Raw genomic sequence first — 16,824 nt, forward strand, 5'->3', positions numbered from 1 at the left:
ATTCCTTTTGGATTTATGGCATCCCGCATGTCGGGTATTGTCGTGTGAATGATTGCAGAATCTTTCATTTGGAAATTACACCATTCGAAAGTTTTGCTATCAACCAATGTAATTAACCTAAACAAAATCAAGTACCCCAATGAAGAAGATGATACTGCTCGGCTCATGTTTTTTGTGTGCCGGCATGTTGTATGGCCAGACATTTTCTGATGCCATAATGATGAAAAAAAGAGAGATCTGCTTTGCTTTTATGTTCGATCAAGGCAAATGGGATCAATACTGGGAAGGGAGCACCCTGATAACAAACATGAACATAGGCACCTTTACCCGCAACACCTATATGCCCATGATTGCCTATGGTATTACCGATAAGCTTAATGTTTTGCTGGTAACACCCTATGTAAAAACCCACTCGAACGGAGGCCAATTGGCCGGTGTGCGGGGATTTCAGGATGTGAACATTGGTGTGAAGTACGAGGCCTTTAAAAAGGACTTTGGTAAACATCGTGTTTCAGCGCTGGCTGTTGCGCAGTTTGGTACGCCCATGACAAATTACTTGTCGGATTACATGCCCTATAGCCTGGGCTTGGGAACACAAGAACTTACCGGGCGCATTATCGGGCAATACGAGTTTAACAAAATGGTTTACCTGCGTGGTACTGCCGCTTATGTTTGGCGCGGACAAACCGAAGTTGAACGATCCTATTACTACGCCAACGGAAGTTATTATACAACCTATATGGATGTGCCCAGCGCAGTAAACTACCAGGCTATTGTAGGAGGATGGGCATTGAATCATAACCTGCGATTGGAGGTTATTTACAATGTTCTGAATTGTGTAAGCGGTGATGATATACGCAGGTGGAACATGCCTCAACCTACCAACAAAATGGAAGTTACCCAGGCCGGCTTTTTTGCACAGTACTACCTTAAAGCCATTGAACCATTAAAGGGTTTTAGCCTGATGGCTTCATATAACCAGGTGCTGGAAGGCCGCAACATGGGCAAGTCTACCAACTTCGGTGGAGGCATTACCTATCAGTTTACATTCTAATTTTTCTTGTTATGAAAAAGATATTTACTATTACTTTAAGCGTGCTGCTGATTATCGCTGCGGCCACCAGTTGTGAAAACGATTTGCCTACATTTTTTAAGTTTTCAGCCTACGAGTTTACCGATTTAGATGTTGATGGAGGCAGTTGGCACCCCATCTTGTTTTCAAGCGGCAGTGATATCGTAATCGATGCGCCTGCAGCGGTTAATTCAGCTGAATACCTGGCTGAATTAGCAGCATTAAAATCGGCTACGCAAAACCTTAACGGAAGCCAACGGAATGCGGTTGAATACTGGACCAACAACCCGGCCATTCGTTGGAATGAAATAGCGCTTGAACTGGCCGCCAAATACAATCTCATTCCGCCTCCTAATCCTGACGGTACGTATACATTGCCATCACCGGCTAATCCTCAAGGCCCGCCACCATTCCCTTTTGCCCACCCGCCTTACACCAGCCGCATGCTTGCCTATTTAAGTGTTGCACAATTCGATGGTTTAATTGCTGCATGGTATTACAAATATGAGTACAACCGCCCTGCACCGTATGTTACGGATAACAGCATTCCGTATGCATATAAAAAGAATACACTTCCTTCGTACCCAAGTGATGGTGCGGTAATCGCCATTGTATCGCGCGACATACTCAAAGCCATGTTTCCTTTGGAACATGATTACCTGAACGCGCTGGCAGAAGAACATTTGAACAGCTTAACATGGTCGGGCTCCAATACCACCAGCGATATTGAAGCAGGTAAAGCAATAGGTACTGCTGTTAAAACAGCTGCATTGGCTCGCGCTTCAACCGATAAGATGAGCGCGGCCCAGGCACCACGCCCCGTATCGGATGCCATTAAGCAAGCAGCGATTGATCGGTTCGGTTGGTCGTGGGACAACCAGGAGGCTCCCCAACGACTGGTTGGCCTTACGCCTTTGTTTGGACAGGTAACCATGTGGAATGTACCCAATGTAGAAGATGTTCGGCCCGGCCCGCCCCCGGCCCCCGGTTCAGCCGAATTTGAAAGGGATGCTGCTGAGCTAAAAAGTATTGCTAAGAACCTTACTGAAAAGCAACGCAAAATAGCCAACTGGTGGTCGGATGGATTAGGGACCTATACACCTCCCGGGCATTGGAACAGGCGCGCAAAAGAATACATCGTTAAATATGGATTGAATCCGATCCGTACGGCACGCACGTTTGCGTATTTGAACATGGCTGTGATGGATGCCGGAATTGCGTGTTGGGATGCCAAGTATTATTATCACTATCCACGCCCCATCCAAACGATAAAAGGCTTCAAAACGATTTTGGGTACACCAAACTTTCCGGCTTATACCTCGGGGCACAGTACGTTTTCAGGCGCGGCTGCCGATGTGTTGGCCTATATTTTCCCAGCTGAAACAAATGCTGTTCGTGCCTGGGCCGATGAAGCCGGTGAATCAAGGATTTATGGGGGCATTCACTACCGTTTTGATGCGGAGGTTGGCTTGGCGCAAGGAAGAGCGGTAGCAGCTTATACCATTGCAAGGGCACAACAAGATGGTGCGGATAACTAAAATGCCCAGAACCATTTCAAAAACTGGCTCCACTTGAAAGGCATAATTTTTTTGAGGTCACTTCTGATTTATTCCTTGTTAATCCTCCTGTTGCCATTGGCACTTATGGCACAGGAGGATTCTTTGCGCATACGTCAACTCAATGAAGTAGAAGTAAAGGCTCAAAGACTTCTGGACATGAGCCGCTTGCCGGAATCATCCGGCACCTACTTATGGTCGGGCAAGAAAAATGAGGTGATTAGTTTAGGGGGCACCAATGCGAACATAGCCGAGAAGACAGGTCGCCAGATATTCGCCAAAGTGCCGGGCGTATTTGTATACGATATGGATGGCAGTGGAAATCAAATGAATATTTCTACCCGTGGGCTTGACCCGCACCGCGGGTGGGAATTCAACATCCGCAGAAATGGTTCCATCACCAATTCGGATATGTATGGATATCCGGCCAGCCATTACAGTATTCCAATGGAAGCTGTTGATCGGATTGAATTGGTTAGAGGTACTGGATCACTTCAATATGGTGCGCAATTCGGGGGCATGCTTAACTATGTAACGAAAGCCCCTGACAGTACACAAGCTTTTAGTCTTGAAAGCATTTCAACAGCAGGATCATACGGGTTATTAAGTACGTACATCGCGGCAAGCGGTACGGTTGGGAAATTTCAATATGCCACGTATTACACTAAGCGGGTATCGGATGGGTATCGTGAAAACAGTGAAACTGATTATGATGCGCAGTCGTTGCAATTGATTTATTCCCCTGTTAATTCTTTAAAGCTTACAGCCGAATTAAGCCGGTCGAATTATTTGTATCGAATTCCCGGGCCACTTACAGATGAAATGTTTGCGCAAGATTCAAGACAAGCAACCCGGTCGCGCAATTATTTTAATCCGGAAATTTATGTGCCGTCATTTCAGGTTGATTGGAAATTGAGCGACAATACAAAAGTATCATGGCTCACTTCAGCGGTGTTGGGTGACCGCAATAGTGTTATGTTTGACAGGCCGGCCAATGTTCCGGATGTGATTGACCCAATAACCAATCAGTTTGCGCCACGCCAGGTTGACATTGATAATTTCAACAGTTATACTTCAGAGTTGCGCCTGCTTCATACGTATACTTTAAACAGACGGGAAAGCAAACTGGTAGCCGGTATGCAATATTTCAATAACGATTTGCATCGCAGGCAACAAGGAAAAGGAACTACCGGTACCGATTTTGATCTCACCGTTACCGATCTAGTATTTGGTCGCGACATGCACCTGAAGTCGACCAATGTTGCGCTGTTTGCAGAAAACAAGTTTCAAGTTACAGATGAGTTATCCATTACCCCGGGTATTCGCTATGAAACGGGCCAATCAAACCTAACCGGCATTATTTCCTATTACGATGCCGATGAGGTTCCGAATACAATCGAACATAAATTCCCTTTGTTGGGGGTTAGTGCCCGGTATTCGTTGAAACATGGATCGCTTTATGCCGGTTGGGCGCAAGCATACCGGCCGGTGATTTTTAAAGACATCATACCGGCATCGGTTTATGAACGTGTGGATAAAAACCTGAAGGATGCTTACGGGTATAACCTGGAAGCAGGCTTTCGCGGAAACACAAAACACCTGCGCTGGGATGTTGGCGTATTTCACTTGCAATACAACAACCGGCTTGGCGCACAAGCCCTACGCGATGGGCAGGATGAATTTTACATCTATCGCACGAATATCGGTAATTCAGCAACAACCGGAACAGAGCTATACTTGGAGTATGTGGCCCCGCTTTACAAGCGTGTTTCCTTATCAGCATTTACTTCAACAGCCGTGTTCAACAGCCGGTACACGCATGCACAAATCCGTTCTGGCGAAAGCAATGTGGACATCTCCGGTAATAAACTGGAAAGCGTTCCGGATGTGATCACACGCAATGGCATAACCCTGCGCTCGGCACTGGGAAGCGTATCGTTGCTTTATAGTTATGTGGGTAAAACATTTGCCGATGCCATGAACACGGTAAATCCTTCGGCTACAGGTGCAGTGGGTTTGGTGCCTGGCTACGGGTTGTTTGATCTTAACTCAACGTTTGTCTTTCGTAGTGTTACGGTGCGAATAAATGTTAACAACATTACCAACAAACAATACTTTACCAAGCGTCCATCATTTTATCCGGGTCCTGGCATCTGGCCATCAGACGGCCGATCGCTTGTCGTTTCAGTAGGATTTAAAGTGTAGGATGCAATTAGTCCATAGTCGATAGCCTCTGGATGGGTTAATTGAATTTATACCCTATGCTTAACCCAAGATTTAGCAATCGATAATTGACTTCATCTTTATAAGATTCAAAGATTCTAGGGTTGGTGTCTCGGTTTCCCAATGTTGAATAATAAGTAAAGTCTGCTGCTGAATAACTTAGTCTTAAGCCCACATCTACTCTAGCCAGTAGTTTATAAGTACCCTTTTGTCGCAAATTCCACTTGTGATAAATTTCAGCTACCCCTCCATACAATAAGCCCACAAGATTGGGCTGTGCCCCCAGGTGCCTGCGTATTGTTAATGGTGCAAAGTCTGATTCTTTGAAACTGATTTCGTAATCGGGGTAGTCCATTATTCCTATGCCAAGCATGGGTCCAAAGTTTAACCCATTTCTTCTCCACGTAAGTTGATAATTTAAACCGCTGGAAATGGTTAAAACGGTGTAGTCAACTGCACGAATGCTAAAAGAGTTAAAGGGTGAACTTGAGGGGAATTTATTCAAGAAGTCGGAGGCACCTTGAGCATTTACTGCATTCCTGGTGAATCCGGCTTGGGCCAGCATAAGCCATTTTTGGTTTAGCCTGTAGGCGAAGTGGATGTTAATAAAACTCCCTTTTATGGCTGCACCTGAGCTTTCCCTGGCATAATTTTCGACTCTTATATAAGGCGGATACGGATCGTTATTGTAAACCCGCACTATTTTTTCAGGTGATGATTTGGCAAATGAACCAAGAGGAATGGCCCATCCGGAGGAAATAGAGATCGAAATTCGGCTGCTGTCGGGGTTATTACCTTGACCAAAAGCGGCCAGGCTCATGTAAAACATGAGTGAAAGAATGAAAGCAGTTTTTTGATTTAGAAATGGTAACATACTTTCAGGCATGGCAATAGCTGCCGATAGTTAATGGTGTCAACAAATAGAAACGATGATGAACCGCCAACCGGATGAAGGCCAATTTCATACAAGAAGTCTGCAAAACGATACCTAATTTGTAAGGCCGTACTTAAATGGCGAGAAAGTCTATAGCCCACTTCGCCATTTACCCCCATGGTGTATGATTTGCTCACCGGTTTAAATCCAATATGGTACAGGGGATAATTATTCCCTGAGCTATTCTCAATAATTGATACATCATAGAAGGGATAGTCCATAACAGCAAGGCCAACATCTATTCCCATACTACCGTAGAAATGTTTCCAGTGTTTTATTTTCCTCACTCCAAGGGTATAGAACATTGCCTGATAATCGTCCTGATTCACCATAATGCGCGAAGTATTCTGCATATCAAGTTGATCATTAAGGTAGGCATTAACTACTCCGGTTTCTACGGGGTTTAATGTGCTGGTTGCAGTAAGCGAGAATGCCCAATTTGATTTAAGCGTATAACTCACCTCGGCATTCCAAGCATGTCCATTCAACGCTGCTGAATTGCCGCGCTTATTAAATCCATTGAATATTGGAAATCCTGCTTCGCTTGTTATTACTGAGCTTTCAGGATTAGAAGACCTGTAGGCTCCGAATGGGATAGCTAAACCACCTGAAAAGGAAATATCCCAACCTGACATTTTTGATTCCTGTGCAAACGACAATACCGGAATAGTTGCAGTGAATATTGCCAGCATGCAACCTTGTTGAAGCCTATTCATTTTTTAAAGTTGGTTAACGCTTCCTCATCGCCTTAAATGGAAACACCATGCCCATAGCGGCCAGGCCGCCCTCCATCTGGTCTTCATTCATGGACGCCTGAAATTGTACGGATGTACCTGAATAATAAAGTTCACCGGTGGCTTTCTTTTCACTTTCGTTCCAGTTGAAAGATTCAAACGGCAAATCGTTACCGTTAGTGTTTAAGGATGCAGCATAACCATCACCATTTTTTGAAACCGTCATGATGCCGGAAAAATTTCCTTCAGGTGTATCCGTAATAGAATACTCCCACTGGCCTTCCGGTGTTGGGGCTTTTACTTTTGATGCAGAAGTTGTTTTTTGAGTGGAAGAACAGGCGGTTAACAGGGTGGCTGCCATCAGGAACAGTAAAAATTTTCTCATAAAGGTTGCGCATTTGTGTTTCCCGAAGATACGCGATTGGACTGAAAAAAGACAAATCATCACTACCGTGAGATTATGCCAATACTAAAAGCCATCTCAAAAATACCATTATTGAAACCACAGAGTACACAAAGGTCTGCACAAAGGGCACAAAGCGCTACAATTCAGCGGCTTCTTCCCTGTGAACTTTGTTCTTTCTTTTTGCCCTTGGTGGTTAAACTTATTTTTTTTGAGATTCTAGTCAGCCCATCATTGAGAACAGAAGAGATGGGGTGCGTATTGGGGTGAAGCAATCTCCATCTTCAAGTTTAGTTCCCACTATTATAGTGTGGGATTGCTTCGCTCCAATACTTATTCCTTGGCTTCCGCTTGCAATGAGGGGTATGTTGTTTTTACACAGGTCACTTTTGTTACTCAAATAAATCCTTTTGTATATCTTCTGTTGACTTATCAGTATACAGCGGAAGTTTGTTCAGGTTTTTGGTGAGCAGGGCTTCATCCATTTCAATGCCTTTTTGTTCGGCATCGGTTTTACGTTCGCGTATTTCAATCTCGAGTTCCTTATTGCTGATCTGCCTCGCCCTGCGTTCAATGGGAGGGTTGAGTTTTTCGGCCTTTTCAAATTCAATAACCTTGTCGAGAAAATCTTTTGGCAGGTCTGCCTCGCTGCGGTACACCAATTCAAAAAATTGCTTGGCGAAAAAACCGTCAATCTGAATTCTTCTTTTCGATAGGTGTACGAACTTGCCGATTACCCGACAGATATTTTCACGCTCCTCAGGGCTTAACTGTTCGGCAAATTCATAGTCTTCAATTTTACGCAGTGAGAGAATGATGGGCTCCAATGCATCTATGGAAATCACATAAACCGTATAGTCACTCAGTTTATATTCAAATTGTTCTACTACATCAAGTGTGTTAGTAGGTACAACCAAAAAAACCTCCCTTCGAACATTTTCTTCCTTTACGTACTTGCTTACACTTTCAGCCTGGTTGCGCAGGTAAAGCGGGAAGTTTGAAAGGTCATCGCTACCCGGGCTTTTGGCATCGAATACAATAAACTCATCATTGATCTTTAGGGTATTGTCGGGTTTGCCTTTAAACGGCACCGACTCCAAATATTCTACACCGTGCTTATTGCAGATAATTTTTATCCGGTTTTTTACATCGGCCTCATGTTTCGACCAGGTTTCTTTCAGTCTTCGCAGCCGCTCGTATACAGCTTGTTTTTCTTTCTCTTCCTTATCGCTCCGCTCCTTTAATATGTCTTCGCGTAATTTAAAAAGTTGGTTTACGGCTTTATCGTATTCGGTTCTCCGTTGCTCTTCTTTGGCTTTCAGTTGAAGGATTTCTTCGCGCAACCGGCCACATTCTCTATCGAGCAGGTCAACTTTGCTTTTAAAAGCCTCTTTCTCATTGGCTAATTCGGTGCCGCGTTTCAGGTAGTTATCGTTTTTTTCCTTGAGTACGCTAATTTCTTTTTGAAAGTTTATTTTGTCCTCGTTAATCCTTTCAATTGATCCTTCAAGTTTTAGATTATCGGCTTGTAACGCATTCACTTCCGACACCAGCTTTTGCAGGTCGGCACTCGTTTCAATCAACAGGGTGCGAATCCTGCCCCAATGAAACAGCCTGTCCCATAGCGTGAAGGTCTTAAGGTCGTTAAAGAGTTTTTTAATGTTGTCGATACCACTGTCCATAGGTGTAAAGGTAATTCAATTATGCCGATGCTTCGGCTAATATCAAAACCGATAACTGACAAGGCGTGTCATTGATCCAGTACATCAGGAAACCATTGGCTTTCAGTACCTTATTTGATAACTTGCGCCCTTAATTTCGTAGTAAAAGCATATAATTTTATGGTAGAAGCCATTTCAAACAGCAGGGAAGCGATTTTGTTGGAAGATCAGTACGGGGCACACAACTACCATCCGTTGCCGGTAGTATTGAGCAAAGGCGAGGGTGTGTTTTTGTGGGACGTGGAAGGCAAACGCTACTACGATTTTTTGTCGGCTTACAGTGCCGTTAACCAAGGCCATTGCCACCCGCGTATTATCCATGCGTTGATTGAACAGGCTAAAGAACTCACGTTAACGTCACGTGCTTTTTATAATGATAAACTCGGCCTTGCCGAAAAGTATGTCTGCGAAACGTTCGGCTACCAAAAGGCTTTGTTCATGAACAGTGGGGCGGAGGCCAATGAAACCGCCATTAAACTGGCACGCAAGTGGGGTTACACCAAAAAGGGCATTCCTGAAAATGAAGCAGTGATTGTAGCGGTAAAGAAAAATTTTCATGGACGCACGACCACCATTATTTCTGCATCTACTGATCCTTCTGCCCGCAAGGGCTTCGGACCGTTTATGCCGGGTTTTGAAATTGTTGATTATGATAATATCCCTGCACTGGAAAAAGCATTGGCCAATCCTAACGTATGCGGCCTTTGGATTGAACCCATGCAGGGGGAGGCAGGTGTATATGTTCCGGCCGAAGGTTATTTAAAAACTGCAGAGAATTTATGTGAGCAGCACAATGTGTTGCTTATGATGGATGAAATCCAGACCGGCATTGCGCGCACCGGTAAAATGTTGGCCAGCGATCATGAAGATGTGCGCCCGGATTTGTTGATTTTGGGCAAGGCCTTGAGCGGAGGGGTGCTTCCGGTTTCGGTAGTGTTGGCCGATGATGAAATTATGCTTGTGATCAAACCCGGTGAACATGGTTCAACCTTTGGCGGTAACCCGCTGGCTGCCGTAGTATGCATAGAGGCCTTGCGGGTGGTGAAAGACGAAAACCTTGCCGAACGCGCTGATCACCTCGGAAGAATTTTCCGTGAACGCATGCAGGCATTGATCAAAAAATCGGATTTGATAATGTTAGTACGCGGCAAGGGTTTATTGAACGCAATAGTAATTAACGATACACCACAAAGCCTGCCTGCCGGACAGGCAGGCGAAACCGCCTGGAATATTTGTGTAGAGTTTTCGAAGAATGGTTTATTAGCCAAACCGACTCATGGTAATATTATTCGGTTGGCACCTCCCCTGGTGATTACGGAAGAGCAGCTTCATGAGTGTTGCGATATTATCGAAAAGGTAATCTTAAATTTCAAGAAGTAGATTCAAGGCTTTTCCATAAGTACAACGTAGCGTACGACTCCCAACGAGAATAGTTATTAAATATTTTTTTTATCTGATCGAGGCCTGGCTTTTTAGCAAGCCCAAGTTGGTTTTTTAAAGCGTTGTGCAAGCCGGCATCTTCAAGCGGAAAGGCGTTTGGATAGCGGAAGGTTTTCATCAATGCGTAATTGGCCGTCCAGTTGCCAACACCCTTTAGTGCCATCAGTTTTTCTTTGGCCTCTTCAAAGGCCAAGCCAGTGAGTTGATTTTTTGAGATAATTCTTTCGGCAAAGGCTTTTGCAATGCCTGTACAATAATTACTCTTTTGTCGCGAGAATTGCAGCGGAAGCAAGTCCGCATCGGTTAACCGGGCAACCATTTCGGCTGACGGGAAAAGATAGTAGGTGTTTCCGTTCCATTGAATGGCATCGCCAAATTTTTCAACAAAGCGTTGCTTTAAAGTATAGGCAAAGTCAAGATTAATTTGTTGGCCAAGCACAGCCCACACCAGCGATTCAAACAAATCGGGCTGACCCACAATCCGGTAACCAAAGTACTTTTTAATCAACGGCCCCAGGATTTCATCATTTTGTGCCATCCGGTAAAATGGCTTCAGGTCAGTATCCAGATCAAACCACTCGGTTACAAATTGCTTTACTCTTTCTTGGTGAGACAAGGTTGGCTTGCCGTTTAGGAAATCTATAATCAACAACCCATTTTTCTCTTCTACACGAAACAGGATTACTTCGGTATCAATTCGAATGGCTTTATAAACGGCCTTGTCATATAGTGTATGCAGTAATTCTTTGGGCGATCTTTTTAAAAATTGAAAGCATAAGTTGTAATCAAACTCTTTTGGAGGTGTGAGCGTAAGCATCATGCGGGAAAATAAGTTTAAAGAATCCTGGAAAGCAAGGTGTGACTACTGATCAGCAAGTTTCAGGTTGAACCGTGGTTAGGTATACTCCAATTTTATGTTGAAATTATGACCGATGAAACCTGTTGACGCCATGAATTGGGATAGGGTATATGAATCATTAACTGAAAAATGGTTGGGGAAATTCAGTTCACGCACGCTGCAGCAGGTGAGTTGCTCGCGTAAACACGTTTTCCGCGGTAATGGAAGTCAAGCAGGCAAAATCGCCCCGATGACAGGTTTTTGTTCCGAAAACCGAACACGGCCGGCAGGGCAGTTCGTCACGGCTTGTTTGAAGTATGCTCTCTTTGCCTTTTCCGTAAGGGGCAAAACCAACATCGGGATGAGTTCCACCCCAGATTGACAAAAGGGGCGTACTACAAAGGGCTGCCAGGTGCATGTTGGACGAGTCGGTGCAGATCATTAAATCCAACTGGTGCATCAGGGCAATTTCCTGTTGCAGTTTTAATTGACCGGCCACCACCACGCAATGTTCCGGAAATAGTTCGTGAAGGTCGTTGAAGTAATCGATTTCAATTTCGCCTCCACCAAACAGAAAAATTTTTGTCGAATGTTTTTTGATCAATGAATCGATCAATACCGGGTAGTTGGCAATCGGCCAGATTTTGGAAGGATGAAGGGCAAAGGGTGCTATGCCAACCCAAGGTTCTTTTTTAATGAATTGATTTTTGTTAAGCCATTCAGCAACAATGTTTTTCGACTCGGTGGAAGGAATCAAATAGGGCCCTGGGATTATTGGAAAATCAAAACCGGCACGCTGCAAAACTTCCCGGTAACGCTCAACGGTGTGAGGCAAGGGTTTAACAATTTTTCTCTCCCTCCTCACAAAAGCCTTTTTTTCGGCACGCCCCTTTTTAAACACCAATACTTTTTTCCCGGCCAGTTTAAACAGGTTTCGCAATACCATGGTGCGTACATGGTCGTGCATGTCAATGACTACAGAATAATTGGCGCGGGCCAGAAGCGTTATAAACAATTTCCGAATGCCAAAAAAGCCCGCATATTTTTTGTCTACATCAGCCTCATATACCAGTACGCGTGCTATGCCTTCAAAAAAAGCTGCGAACTTCGGCCGGGTTACTACTTTTACCTCAACATCAGGATAAGCGGCAACCAATGAACGGATAACGGGTACCAGCAGCACTACATCGCCCATGGCAGAAAATCGCAGGATCAGGATTTTTCTCATATTCTTAAGTTGCATTCAACAAGCTTTGCGCGAAAATTCTGGTTGCCAACCTTAAACCTGCCGAATGGCTATTTCTTTTGGTACAACATGGGGTTAAGCGAGGCATCGTTGTACATTTTCATCTGGCGGTAAACTTTCATCTTCCGGTCGCCATTACCAATGTCTTCCATCAGTTGATCAAAGGCCATGTGCATATCCATTTTTTGCTCCAACAACACATTTAGTTTGGCTTCGCATTTAGCGATGTGTTCCGGTGAAGCATCGGTACGTTCGGTTTGTTCCTTCATATGATAGATCTTCAACATGAGGATACTCATACGGTCCAGCAGCCAGGCGGGTGTTTCGGAATTTATCTTTGCGGTAGGTTTTGCCACTACATTTTTGAATTGCTCCATAAAATAGTCGTCCATTTTTTCTACCGTATCGGTACGGTCCTGGTTCGACTTATCAATGCGCCTTTTAATGGCCAAGGCTTCCGTTGGGTTAATATCCGGCAACCTTATAATGTCTTCCAGGTGCCATTGCACTGTGTCGATCCAGTTCTTTAAATATAGCAGGTATTCGAAACTGCTTTCCGGAAAGGGATTTTTTATGGGCGTGTCTACGTAATCGTGAAGGTGATAGTCATCAATACTTTGCTGAAAGACGGTATAACAGGAAGAGGCGTTGAGCATAGCTTTTATTTACGTGTTGCAATTTAGTTAATTTACACCTCACCTCAACGGTCAGTATGTCATCGCATCATTTTGTAAAAGAAGACCAGGAGCCTGCATTGATCATTGCCGATGCACAAGCCGCGCCATTTGCCATTGTTCAAGAATTGTTGGAGTGGAGCCCGACAGTAATTGTGCTGGAGCCAGCGTTGCATGATGTAACTCAATGGGGAATTAAATTGGACGTGGTAATCAGTCAACAAAAAAATGTAGTTCGACACACGGTACAATTGCGCGATCAGGCTCCGGTAAAGATTTTATCGTATGCCGAAGGTGAAGATCCGGTACAAACAGCTTTTTACTTTTTAGTGGCCGCAAAATACAAGGCTGTAAATACGCTTGGTGTGGAGTTTAGGAAATTGTCACCGTTTACCGATCAACTTGATGTGGTTGCTTTTTATGCCGGCAAGCGCTGGTTGTATGCGCGCCATAGTAAGTTTGAAAAATGGCTCACCAAGGGGACAAAAATTTTTTTTCCCGAAAAGATTACGACAGTTAACGGTTTGGATGATAACGGTGTTGTCGTGAATGATGGTGTCATTAAAGTAAAATCCGATGGCCCGTTTTGGATGGGGGAGGAAATTCTCTAAAAACCAGCTCGGCCAATCAGTTTATCCAGATCAACTTTTTCAATAGGATGCGGGGTGTTTTCCAATAAATGGAATTTCCCGTTCGGTAACCAACGGGCAACCTGTTCCGCAAAAGACCGGTCGGCCATATCATCCTCATCGCCAAGGCAAACAACAACGGGTTGTTGTATCGATTTCAGGTTTTCTTCTGTAAGCAAAGGGTTGCCTCCTAATCCCATCATCATTTCTGCCGTATTATTTAACAATTCTTTCCAGTCGTTAGGAGCATGCCGATGCTCAAGGACTCGGGCAAAGGCTGGAACTTTCTCCAGAATTTTATCAGCATTTAGTTTTCGAACTTCTTTTTCAGCCGATTCAACTGACCAATCGAATTTAGTGCCTAGCGTTACAATTTTTCCGATTCGCTTAGAATGCATCAAGGCGAGCCAAACAGCTACGTATCCTCCCAAGCTATACCCAAATACATCAACCTGATTAAGGTTATGTTTCCTCAAGAACACCAACACATCATCAGCAAAAATTTCAATACCAAACGATTTACGAAAAGGCTCACCGCCATGTCCTGAAAAATTTATAACATAAACTGTTCTGCCGGATGCTTCCAGTTTGTGTTTAAGCGGTTCGAGTTGTGTGCTGGCGCCCAGTGCGCCATGAAGCAGAAGTACAGGATTCATGCAGGGTTATGGGTTGCGGTAATAAATCGGTCTTTGCTGTTCAGATCTTTAACTACTGTAACATTCAAATAACCTTCTGCTTCAAAAACGAAAGCAGTATTTTTTCCCAATTGGGCATTTATTTCAACCCATACTTTTCCACCTGGTTTCAGTGCGCGCTTGCCCTGTGCGGCTATCGCTTTATAAAAAATCAGGGGATCATGATCCGGAGTAAACAAGGCCAGGTGTGGTTCATAGCGCAGTACATTTTCCTGCATCAACTGTATTTCGGATCGTGTAATATAGGGTGGATTGCTAACAATACTGTCCAGGTTATTCCAGGGAATACCTTCTTTTAAGATATTATGCTGTAAAAAACTTACCGGGGCATTCAAAGTTACAGCGTTTATGTTGGCTACAGCCAACGCATCGGGACTAACGTCAGTAGCGAATACTTGAGCAGAAGGCAACTCACACTTTAGCGTTACGGGTATGCATCCGCTACCGGTACCGATGTCCAGAATTTTCAGACCATGTCCTTGGCCTTCTAAGCTTTGGATTACGTGTTGAACCAGTTCTTCCGTTTCCGGCCGGGGTATGAGCACTTGAGGATTAACACTGAACTTTCTGTTATAGAAATAAGCATAGCCGGTGATGTATTGAATTGGTTCGTGCTGATTAATGCGGGTTATGATGCCGTTAAGTTGTTCCTGTTGCTCACGGGTTATGGCGATTTCTTTACCCATGAGCGACTCGGTTGGCGTAAACCCAAATACAAACTCCATGGCCATCAACACCAATTGATTAATTTCATCCACCCGTTCGTCAAGATCAATCTGTAGCACCAGTTCAGAAAAGAGTTTTTTGGAGTTCATCGGATTTGCCAATCTTTGCAATAATACGGATGAAGAAGCACGATCGCCACCGGGACGAACTTTTTATGCAGCGCTGCCTTGAGTTGGCCAGCCTGGGCCATGGTTCGGTAAGCCCTAACCCCTTGGTGGGATGTGTAATTGTTTATGACGGAAAAATCATTGGTGAGGGATGGCATAAAAAATTTGGTGAAGCGCATGCGGAAGTGAACGCCCTTGCCTCCATAGCCAATAAAGAATTATTGCAAGAAAGTACGGTGTATGTAAACCTTGAGCCTTGCGCTCATTTTGGAAAGACACCACCCTGTGTTGATCTACTGATTCAGCATCGGGTAAAGAAAGTGGTAATAGCCAACCTGGACACACACCCAAAAGTATCGGGTGAGGGAATAAAGAAATTGCGGGAAACAGGCATAGAAGTAATCACCGGTATTCTCGATAAACAAGGCCGTGAATTGAATAAGCGTTTCTTTACGTCTGTTGAAAAAGGGCGCCCGCACATTTTATTGAAATGGGCACAAACGGCAGATGGCTTCATAGCCCACGAAAATTACGATTCGAAATGGATCAGTAACGAGTATTCCCGTCAGTTGGTGCATAAATGGAGAAGCGAAGAAGATGGGATTTTGGTAGGTGCAAAAACGGCAAATCATGATAACCCACAACTGAATGTGCGGGAGTGGACAGGACGAAATCCGGTTCGCATTGTGGTCGATCGGTTTTTAAAACTAAACGAGAAGCTGAACGTGTTCGATCGAAGTCAGCCAACAATTGTTTATAATGTATTGAAGCACGAAGAGCATGAAAATCTGATACTGGCCAGGATTGATGAAACGGATTTTCTGCCCCAGCTTTTGCAGGATTTGCTCAAGCGCGGCATTCAATCGGTAATGGTGGAGGGTGGGGCGCAAACCTTAAAATTCTTTATTGATGCTGGTTTGTGGGATGAAGCAAGGGTTTTCACTGCTCCAAGAGCATTTGGAAAAGGAATTCCGGCACCGCGATTAAATGGAAAACTTTCTTCTACCGAAACCGTAATGAACGATACCTTGTTTACGTATCACCCTGTTTATGGAAAAGATTAGCCTCAAAGAAAAATTTGCACAGTTTTCTGATCATTGGAATTCACGCATTGTAGGAGAACTTAATGGACAGCAGGTAAAAGTCACTAAGTTGAAAGGTGAATTTTTCTGGCATCACCACGAACATGAAGACGAACTCTTCTTGATAATTAAAGGGAAGCTGAAAATGGCCTTTCGTGATAAGACCGTAGAAATTGGTGAAGGTGAATTTATAATTGTGCCACGCGGAGTTGAGCATAAGCCGATGGCCGAAGAAGAAGTAGAGGTTTTATTGTTTGAACCTGCTTCTACCTTAAATACGGGTAATATTATTAATGACAGAACAAAAAAAGTTTTAGATAAGATTTAATATCTTTAGCTATGCGAAAGTACCTTGTTATTTATGAAAGGAGTTCTGATGGATACAGTGCATATGTTCCAGATTTACCGGGTTGTACCTCTGCAGGAGAGAGTAAGGAAGAGGTCGAATTTAATATCATCGAAGCAATAAAACTTCACTTGGAGGTTCTTCAGGATGAGGGATTAGAGATACCTCAATCGGTATCAGATTCTGAGATGATTGTGATCTCCTAACATGAAATATCGGGAGATTATCAGAATTATTGAATCAGATGGGTGGTTCCCGGTAAGACAAAAAGGAAGCCATGTAACCTACAAGCACAATTTAAAAAGAGGAATTGTAACAATCGCGTGTCATCGTTTGTCTGATGAAGTACCTCGCGGAACATTAAATAGTATTCTAAAACAAGCAGAACTAAAATAATA

General features: G+C 44.0%; 18 protein-coding genes. 9 read left to right on the forward strand and 9 right to left on the reverse strand.

Features of this window, described 5'->3' with window-relative positions; all coding sequences use genetic code 11:
* Positions 1–139: 139 nt before the first annotated feature.
* From KIT51_02500 to KIT51_02510, 3 genes are read left to right on the forward strand one after another with little or no spacing between them, the layout of a single operon-like run.
* Positions 140–1,054: a transporter gene (locus KIT51_02500; protein UYN87167.1), complete on the forward strand. Its 915-nt coding sequence runs from the start codon at positions 140–142 to the stop codon at positions 1,052–1,054.
* Positions 1,055–1,065: 11 nt separating this feature from the next.
* Positions 1,066–2,610, forward strand: coding sequence for a phosphatase PAP2 family protein (locus tag KIT51_02505; GenBank protein ID UYN87168.1), 1,545 nt, complete (start codon positions 1,066–1,068; stop codon positions 2,608–2,610).
* 45 nt (positions 2,611–2,655) lie between these two features.
* Positions 2,656–4,833 carry a TonB-dependent receptor gene (locus KIT51_02510; GenBank protein UYN88476.1) on the forward strand — a complete coding sequence of 726 codons (2,178 nt, stop codon included), beginning with the start codon at positions 2,656–2,658 and terminating at the stop codon, positions 4,831–4,833.
* A gap of 37 nt (positions 4,834–4,870) precedes the next feature.
* Here KIT51_02510 and KIT51_02515 read toward each other — a convergent pair whose 3' ends face one another.
* The 4 genes from KIT51_02515 to KIT51_02530 all read right to left on the reverse strand — a co-directional run bounded on the left by KIT51_02515 (position 4,871) and on the right by KIT51_02530 (position 8,604).
* The gene (locus KIT51_02515) at positions 4,871–5,725 is read right to left on the reverse strand and encodes a hypothetical protein (GenBank protein UYN87169.1); all 855 of its coding nucleotides are present in this window, start codon (positions 5,723–5,725) and stop codon (positions 4,871–4,873) included.
* On the reverse strand, positions 5,710–6,501 hold the full coding sequence (locus tag KIT51_02520; GenBank protein ID UYN87170.1) for a hypothetical protein: 792 nt from the start codon (positions 6,499–6,501) through the stop codon (positions 5,710–5,712). The genes KIT51_02515 and KIT51_02520 overlap by 16 nt, the downstream gene beginning before the upstream one ends.
* 13 nt (positions 6,502–6,514) lie before the next feature.
* Positions 6,515–6,904: a hypothetical protein gene (locus tag KIT51_02525; protein ID UYN87171.1), complete on the reverse strand. Its 390-nt coding sequence runs from the start codon at positions 6,902–6,904 to the stop codon at positions 6,515–6,517.
* Positions 6,905–7,314: 410 nt separating this feature from the next.
* Positions 7,315–8,604: a hypothetical protein gene (locus KIT51_02530; GenBank protein UYN87172.1), complete on the reverse strand. Its 1,290-nt coding sequence runs from the start codon at positions 8,602–8,604 to the stop codon at positions 7,315–7,317.
* A 171-nt stretch (positions 8,605–8,775) separates the two neighbouring features.
* Between KIT51_02530 and rocD the strand changes: the two genes are divergently transcribed.
* Entirely contained in the window at positions 8,776–10,023 is a 1,248-nt protein-coding gene (rocD, locus tag KIT51_02535) for an ornithine--oxo-acid transaminase (protein ID UYN88477.1), read from the forward strand.
* On the opposite strand, the gene KIT51_02540 is transcribed toward rocD, so the two are convergent.
* From KIT51_02540 to KIT51_02550, 3 genes are all read right to left on the reverse strand, one after another.
* Positions 10,013–10,903: a DNA-3-methyladenine glycosylase 2 family protein gene (locus KIT51_02540; protein UYN87173.1), complete on the reverse strand. Its 891-nt coding sequence runs from the start codon at positions 10,901–10,903 to the stop codon at positions 10,013–10,015. The two genes, rocD and KIT51_02540, sit on opposite strands and share 11 nt — an antisense overlap.
* 187 nt (positions 10,904–11,090) lie before the next feature.
* Positions 11,091–12,149, reverse strand: coding sequence for a glycosyltransferase family 9 protein (locus tag KIT51_02545; GenBank protein UYN87174.1), 1,059 nt, complete (start codon positions 12,147–12,149; stop codon positions 11,091–11,093).
* A gap of 68 nt (positions 12,150–12,217) precedes the next feature.
* Positions 12,218–12,823 carry a DUF4254 domain-containing protein gene (locus tag KIT51_02550; GenBank protein ID UYN87175.1) on the reverse strand — a complete coding sequence of 202 codons (606 nt, stop codon included), beginning with the start codon at positions 12,821–12,823 and terminating at the stop codon, positions 12,218–12,220.
* Between the two features lie 56 nt (positions 12,824–12,879).
* Between KIT51_02550 and KIT51_02555 the strand changes: the two genes are divergently transcribed.
* Positions 12,880–13,452, forward strand: coding sequence for a hypothetical protein (locus tag KIT51_02555; protein UYN87176.1), 573 nt, complete (start codon positions 12,880–12,882; stop codon positions 13,450–13,452).
* Here the strand turns inward: KIT51_02555 and KIT51_02560 are convergent.
* Positions 13,449–14,126, reverse strand: coding sequence for an alpha/beta fold hydrolase (locus KIT51_02560; GenBank protein UYN87177.1), 678 nt, complete (start codon positions 14,124–14,126; stop codon positions 13,449–13,451). The genes KIT51_02555 and KIT51_02560 overlap by 4 nt on opposite strands.
* Positions 14,123–14,980, reverse strand: coding sequence for a peptide chain release factor N(5)-glutamine methyltransferase (prmC, locus tag KIT51_02565; protein UYN87178.1), 858 nt, complete (start codon positions 14,978–14,980; stop codon positions 14,123–14,125). Before prmC ends, KIT51_02560 begins: the two co-directional genes overlap by 4 nt.
* A gap of 65 nt (positions 14,981–15,045) precedes the next feature.
* On the opposite strand from prmC, the gene ribD reads away from it, so the two are divergent.
* From ribD to KIT51_02585, 4 genes are read left to right on the forward strand one after another with little or no spacing between them, the layout of a single operon-like run.
* A complete protein-coding gene (ribD, locus tag KIT51_02570) occupies positions 15,046–16,062 on the forward strand; it encodes a bifunctional diaminohydroxyphosphoribosylaminopyrimidine deaminase/5-amino-6-(5-phosphoribosylamino)uracil reductase RibD (GenBank protein UYN88478.1) in 1,017 nt (338 codons plus the stop codon).
* Positions 16,049–16,408 carry a cupin domain-containing protein gene (locus KIT51_02575; protein ID UYN87179.1) on the forward strand — a complete coding sequence of 120 codons (360 nt, stop codon included), beginning with the start codon at positions 16,049–16,051 and terminating at the stop codon, positions 16,406–16,408. Before ribD ends, KIT51_02575 begins: the two co-directional genes overlap by 14 nt.
* Positions 16,409–16,419: 11 nt before the next feature.
* The gene (locus tag KIT51_02580) at positions 16,420–16,632 is read left to right on the forward strand and encodes a type II toxin-antitoxin system HicB family antitoxin (protein ID UYN87180.1); all 213 of its coding nucleotides are present in this window, start codon (positions 16,420–16,422) and stop codon (positions 16,630–16,632) included.
* 1 nt (position 16,633) lies between these two features.
* Positions 16,634–16,822 (forward strand): type II toxin-antitoxin system HicA family toxin, encoded by a 189-nt coding sequence (locus tag KIT51_02585; GenBank protein ID UYN87181.1) that lies wholly within the window; start codon positions 16,634–16,636, stop codon positions 16,820–16,822.
* The last annotated feature ends 2 nt before the right edge of the window (positions 16,823–16,824 follow it).

This window comes from Cyclobacteriaceae bacterium (assembly GCA_025808415.1).
In the GTDB taxonomy this organism is placed as follows: Bacteria; Bacteroidota; Bacteroidia; order Cytophagales; family Cyclobacteriaceae; genus UBA2336.

Bases quoted from the DNA above. Each gene is read 5' to 3' on its own strand.
- KIT51_02500 (UYN87167.1), top strand. From the start codon at position 140: ATGAAGAAGATGATACTGCTCGGCTCATGTTTTTTGTGTGCCGGCATG.
- KIT51_02505 (UYN87168.1), top strand. From the start codon at position 1,066: ATGAAAAAGATATTTACTATTACTTTAAGCGTGCTGCTGATTATCGCT.
- KIT51_02515 (UYN87169.1), bottom strand. From the start codon at position 5,725: ATGTTACCATTTCTAAATCAAAAAACTGCTTTCATTCTTTCACTCATG.
- KIT51_02520 (UYN87170.1), bottom strand. From the start codon at position 6,501: ATGAATAGGCTTCAACAAGGTTGCATGCTGGCAATATTCACTGCAACT.
- KIT51_02525 (UYN87171.1), bottom strand. From the start codon at position 6,904: ATGAGAAAATTTTTACTGTTCCTGATGGCAGCCACCCTGTTAACCGCC.
- KIT51_02530 (UYN87172.1), bottom strand. From the start codon at position 8,604: ATGGACAGTGGTATCGACAACATTAAAAAACTCTTTAACGACCTTAAG.
- KIT51_02540 (UYN87173.1), bottom strand. From the start codon at position 10,903: ATGATGCTTACGCTCACACCTCCAAAAGAGTTTGATTACAACTTATGC.
- KIT51_02545 (UYN87174.1), bottom strand. From the start codon at position 12,149: ATGAGAAAAATCCTGATCCTGCGATTTTCTGCCATGGGCGATGTAGTG.
- KIT51_02550 (UYN87175.1), bottom strand. From the start codon at position 12,823: ATGCTCAACGCCTCTTCCTGTTATACCGTCTTTCAGCAAAGTATTGAT.
- KIT51_02555 (UYN87176.1), top strand. From the start codon at position 12,880: ATGTCATCGCATCATTTTGTAAAAGAAGACCAGGAGCCTGCATTGATC.
- KIT51_02560 (UYN87177.1), bottom strand. From the start codon at position 14,126: ATGAATCCTGTACTTCTGCTTCATGGCGCACTGGGCGCCAGCACACAA.
- prmC (UYN87178.1), bottom strand. From the start codon at position 14,980: ATGAACTCCAAAAAACTCTTTTCTGAACTGGTGCTACAGATTGATCTT.
- ribD (UYN88478.1), top strand. From the start codon at position 15,046: ATGCAGCGCTGCCTTGAGTTGGCCAGCCTGGGCCATGGTTCGGTAAGC.
- KIT51_02575 (UYN87179.1), top strand. From the start codon at position 16,049: ATGGAAAAGATTAGCCTCAAAGAAAAATTTGCACAGTTTTCTGATCAT.
- KIT51_02580 (UYN87180.1), top strand. From the start codon at position 16,420: ATGCGAAAGTACCTTGTTATTTATGAAAGGAGTTCTGATGGATACAGT.
- KIT51_02585 (UYN87181.1), top strand. From the start codon at position 16,634: ATGAAATATCGGGAGATTATCAGAATTATTGAATCAGATGGGTGGTTC.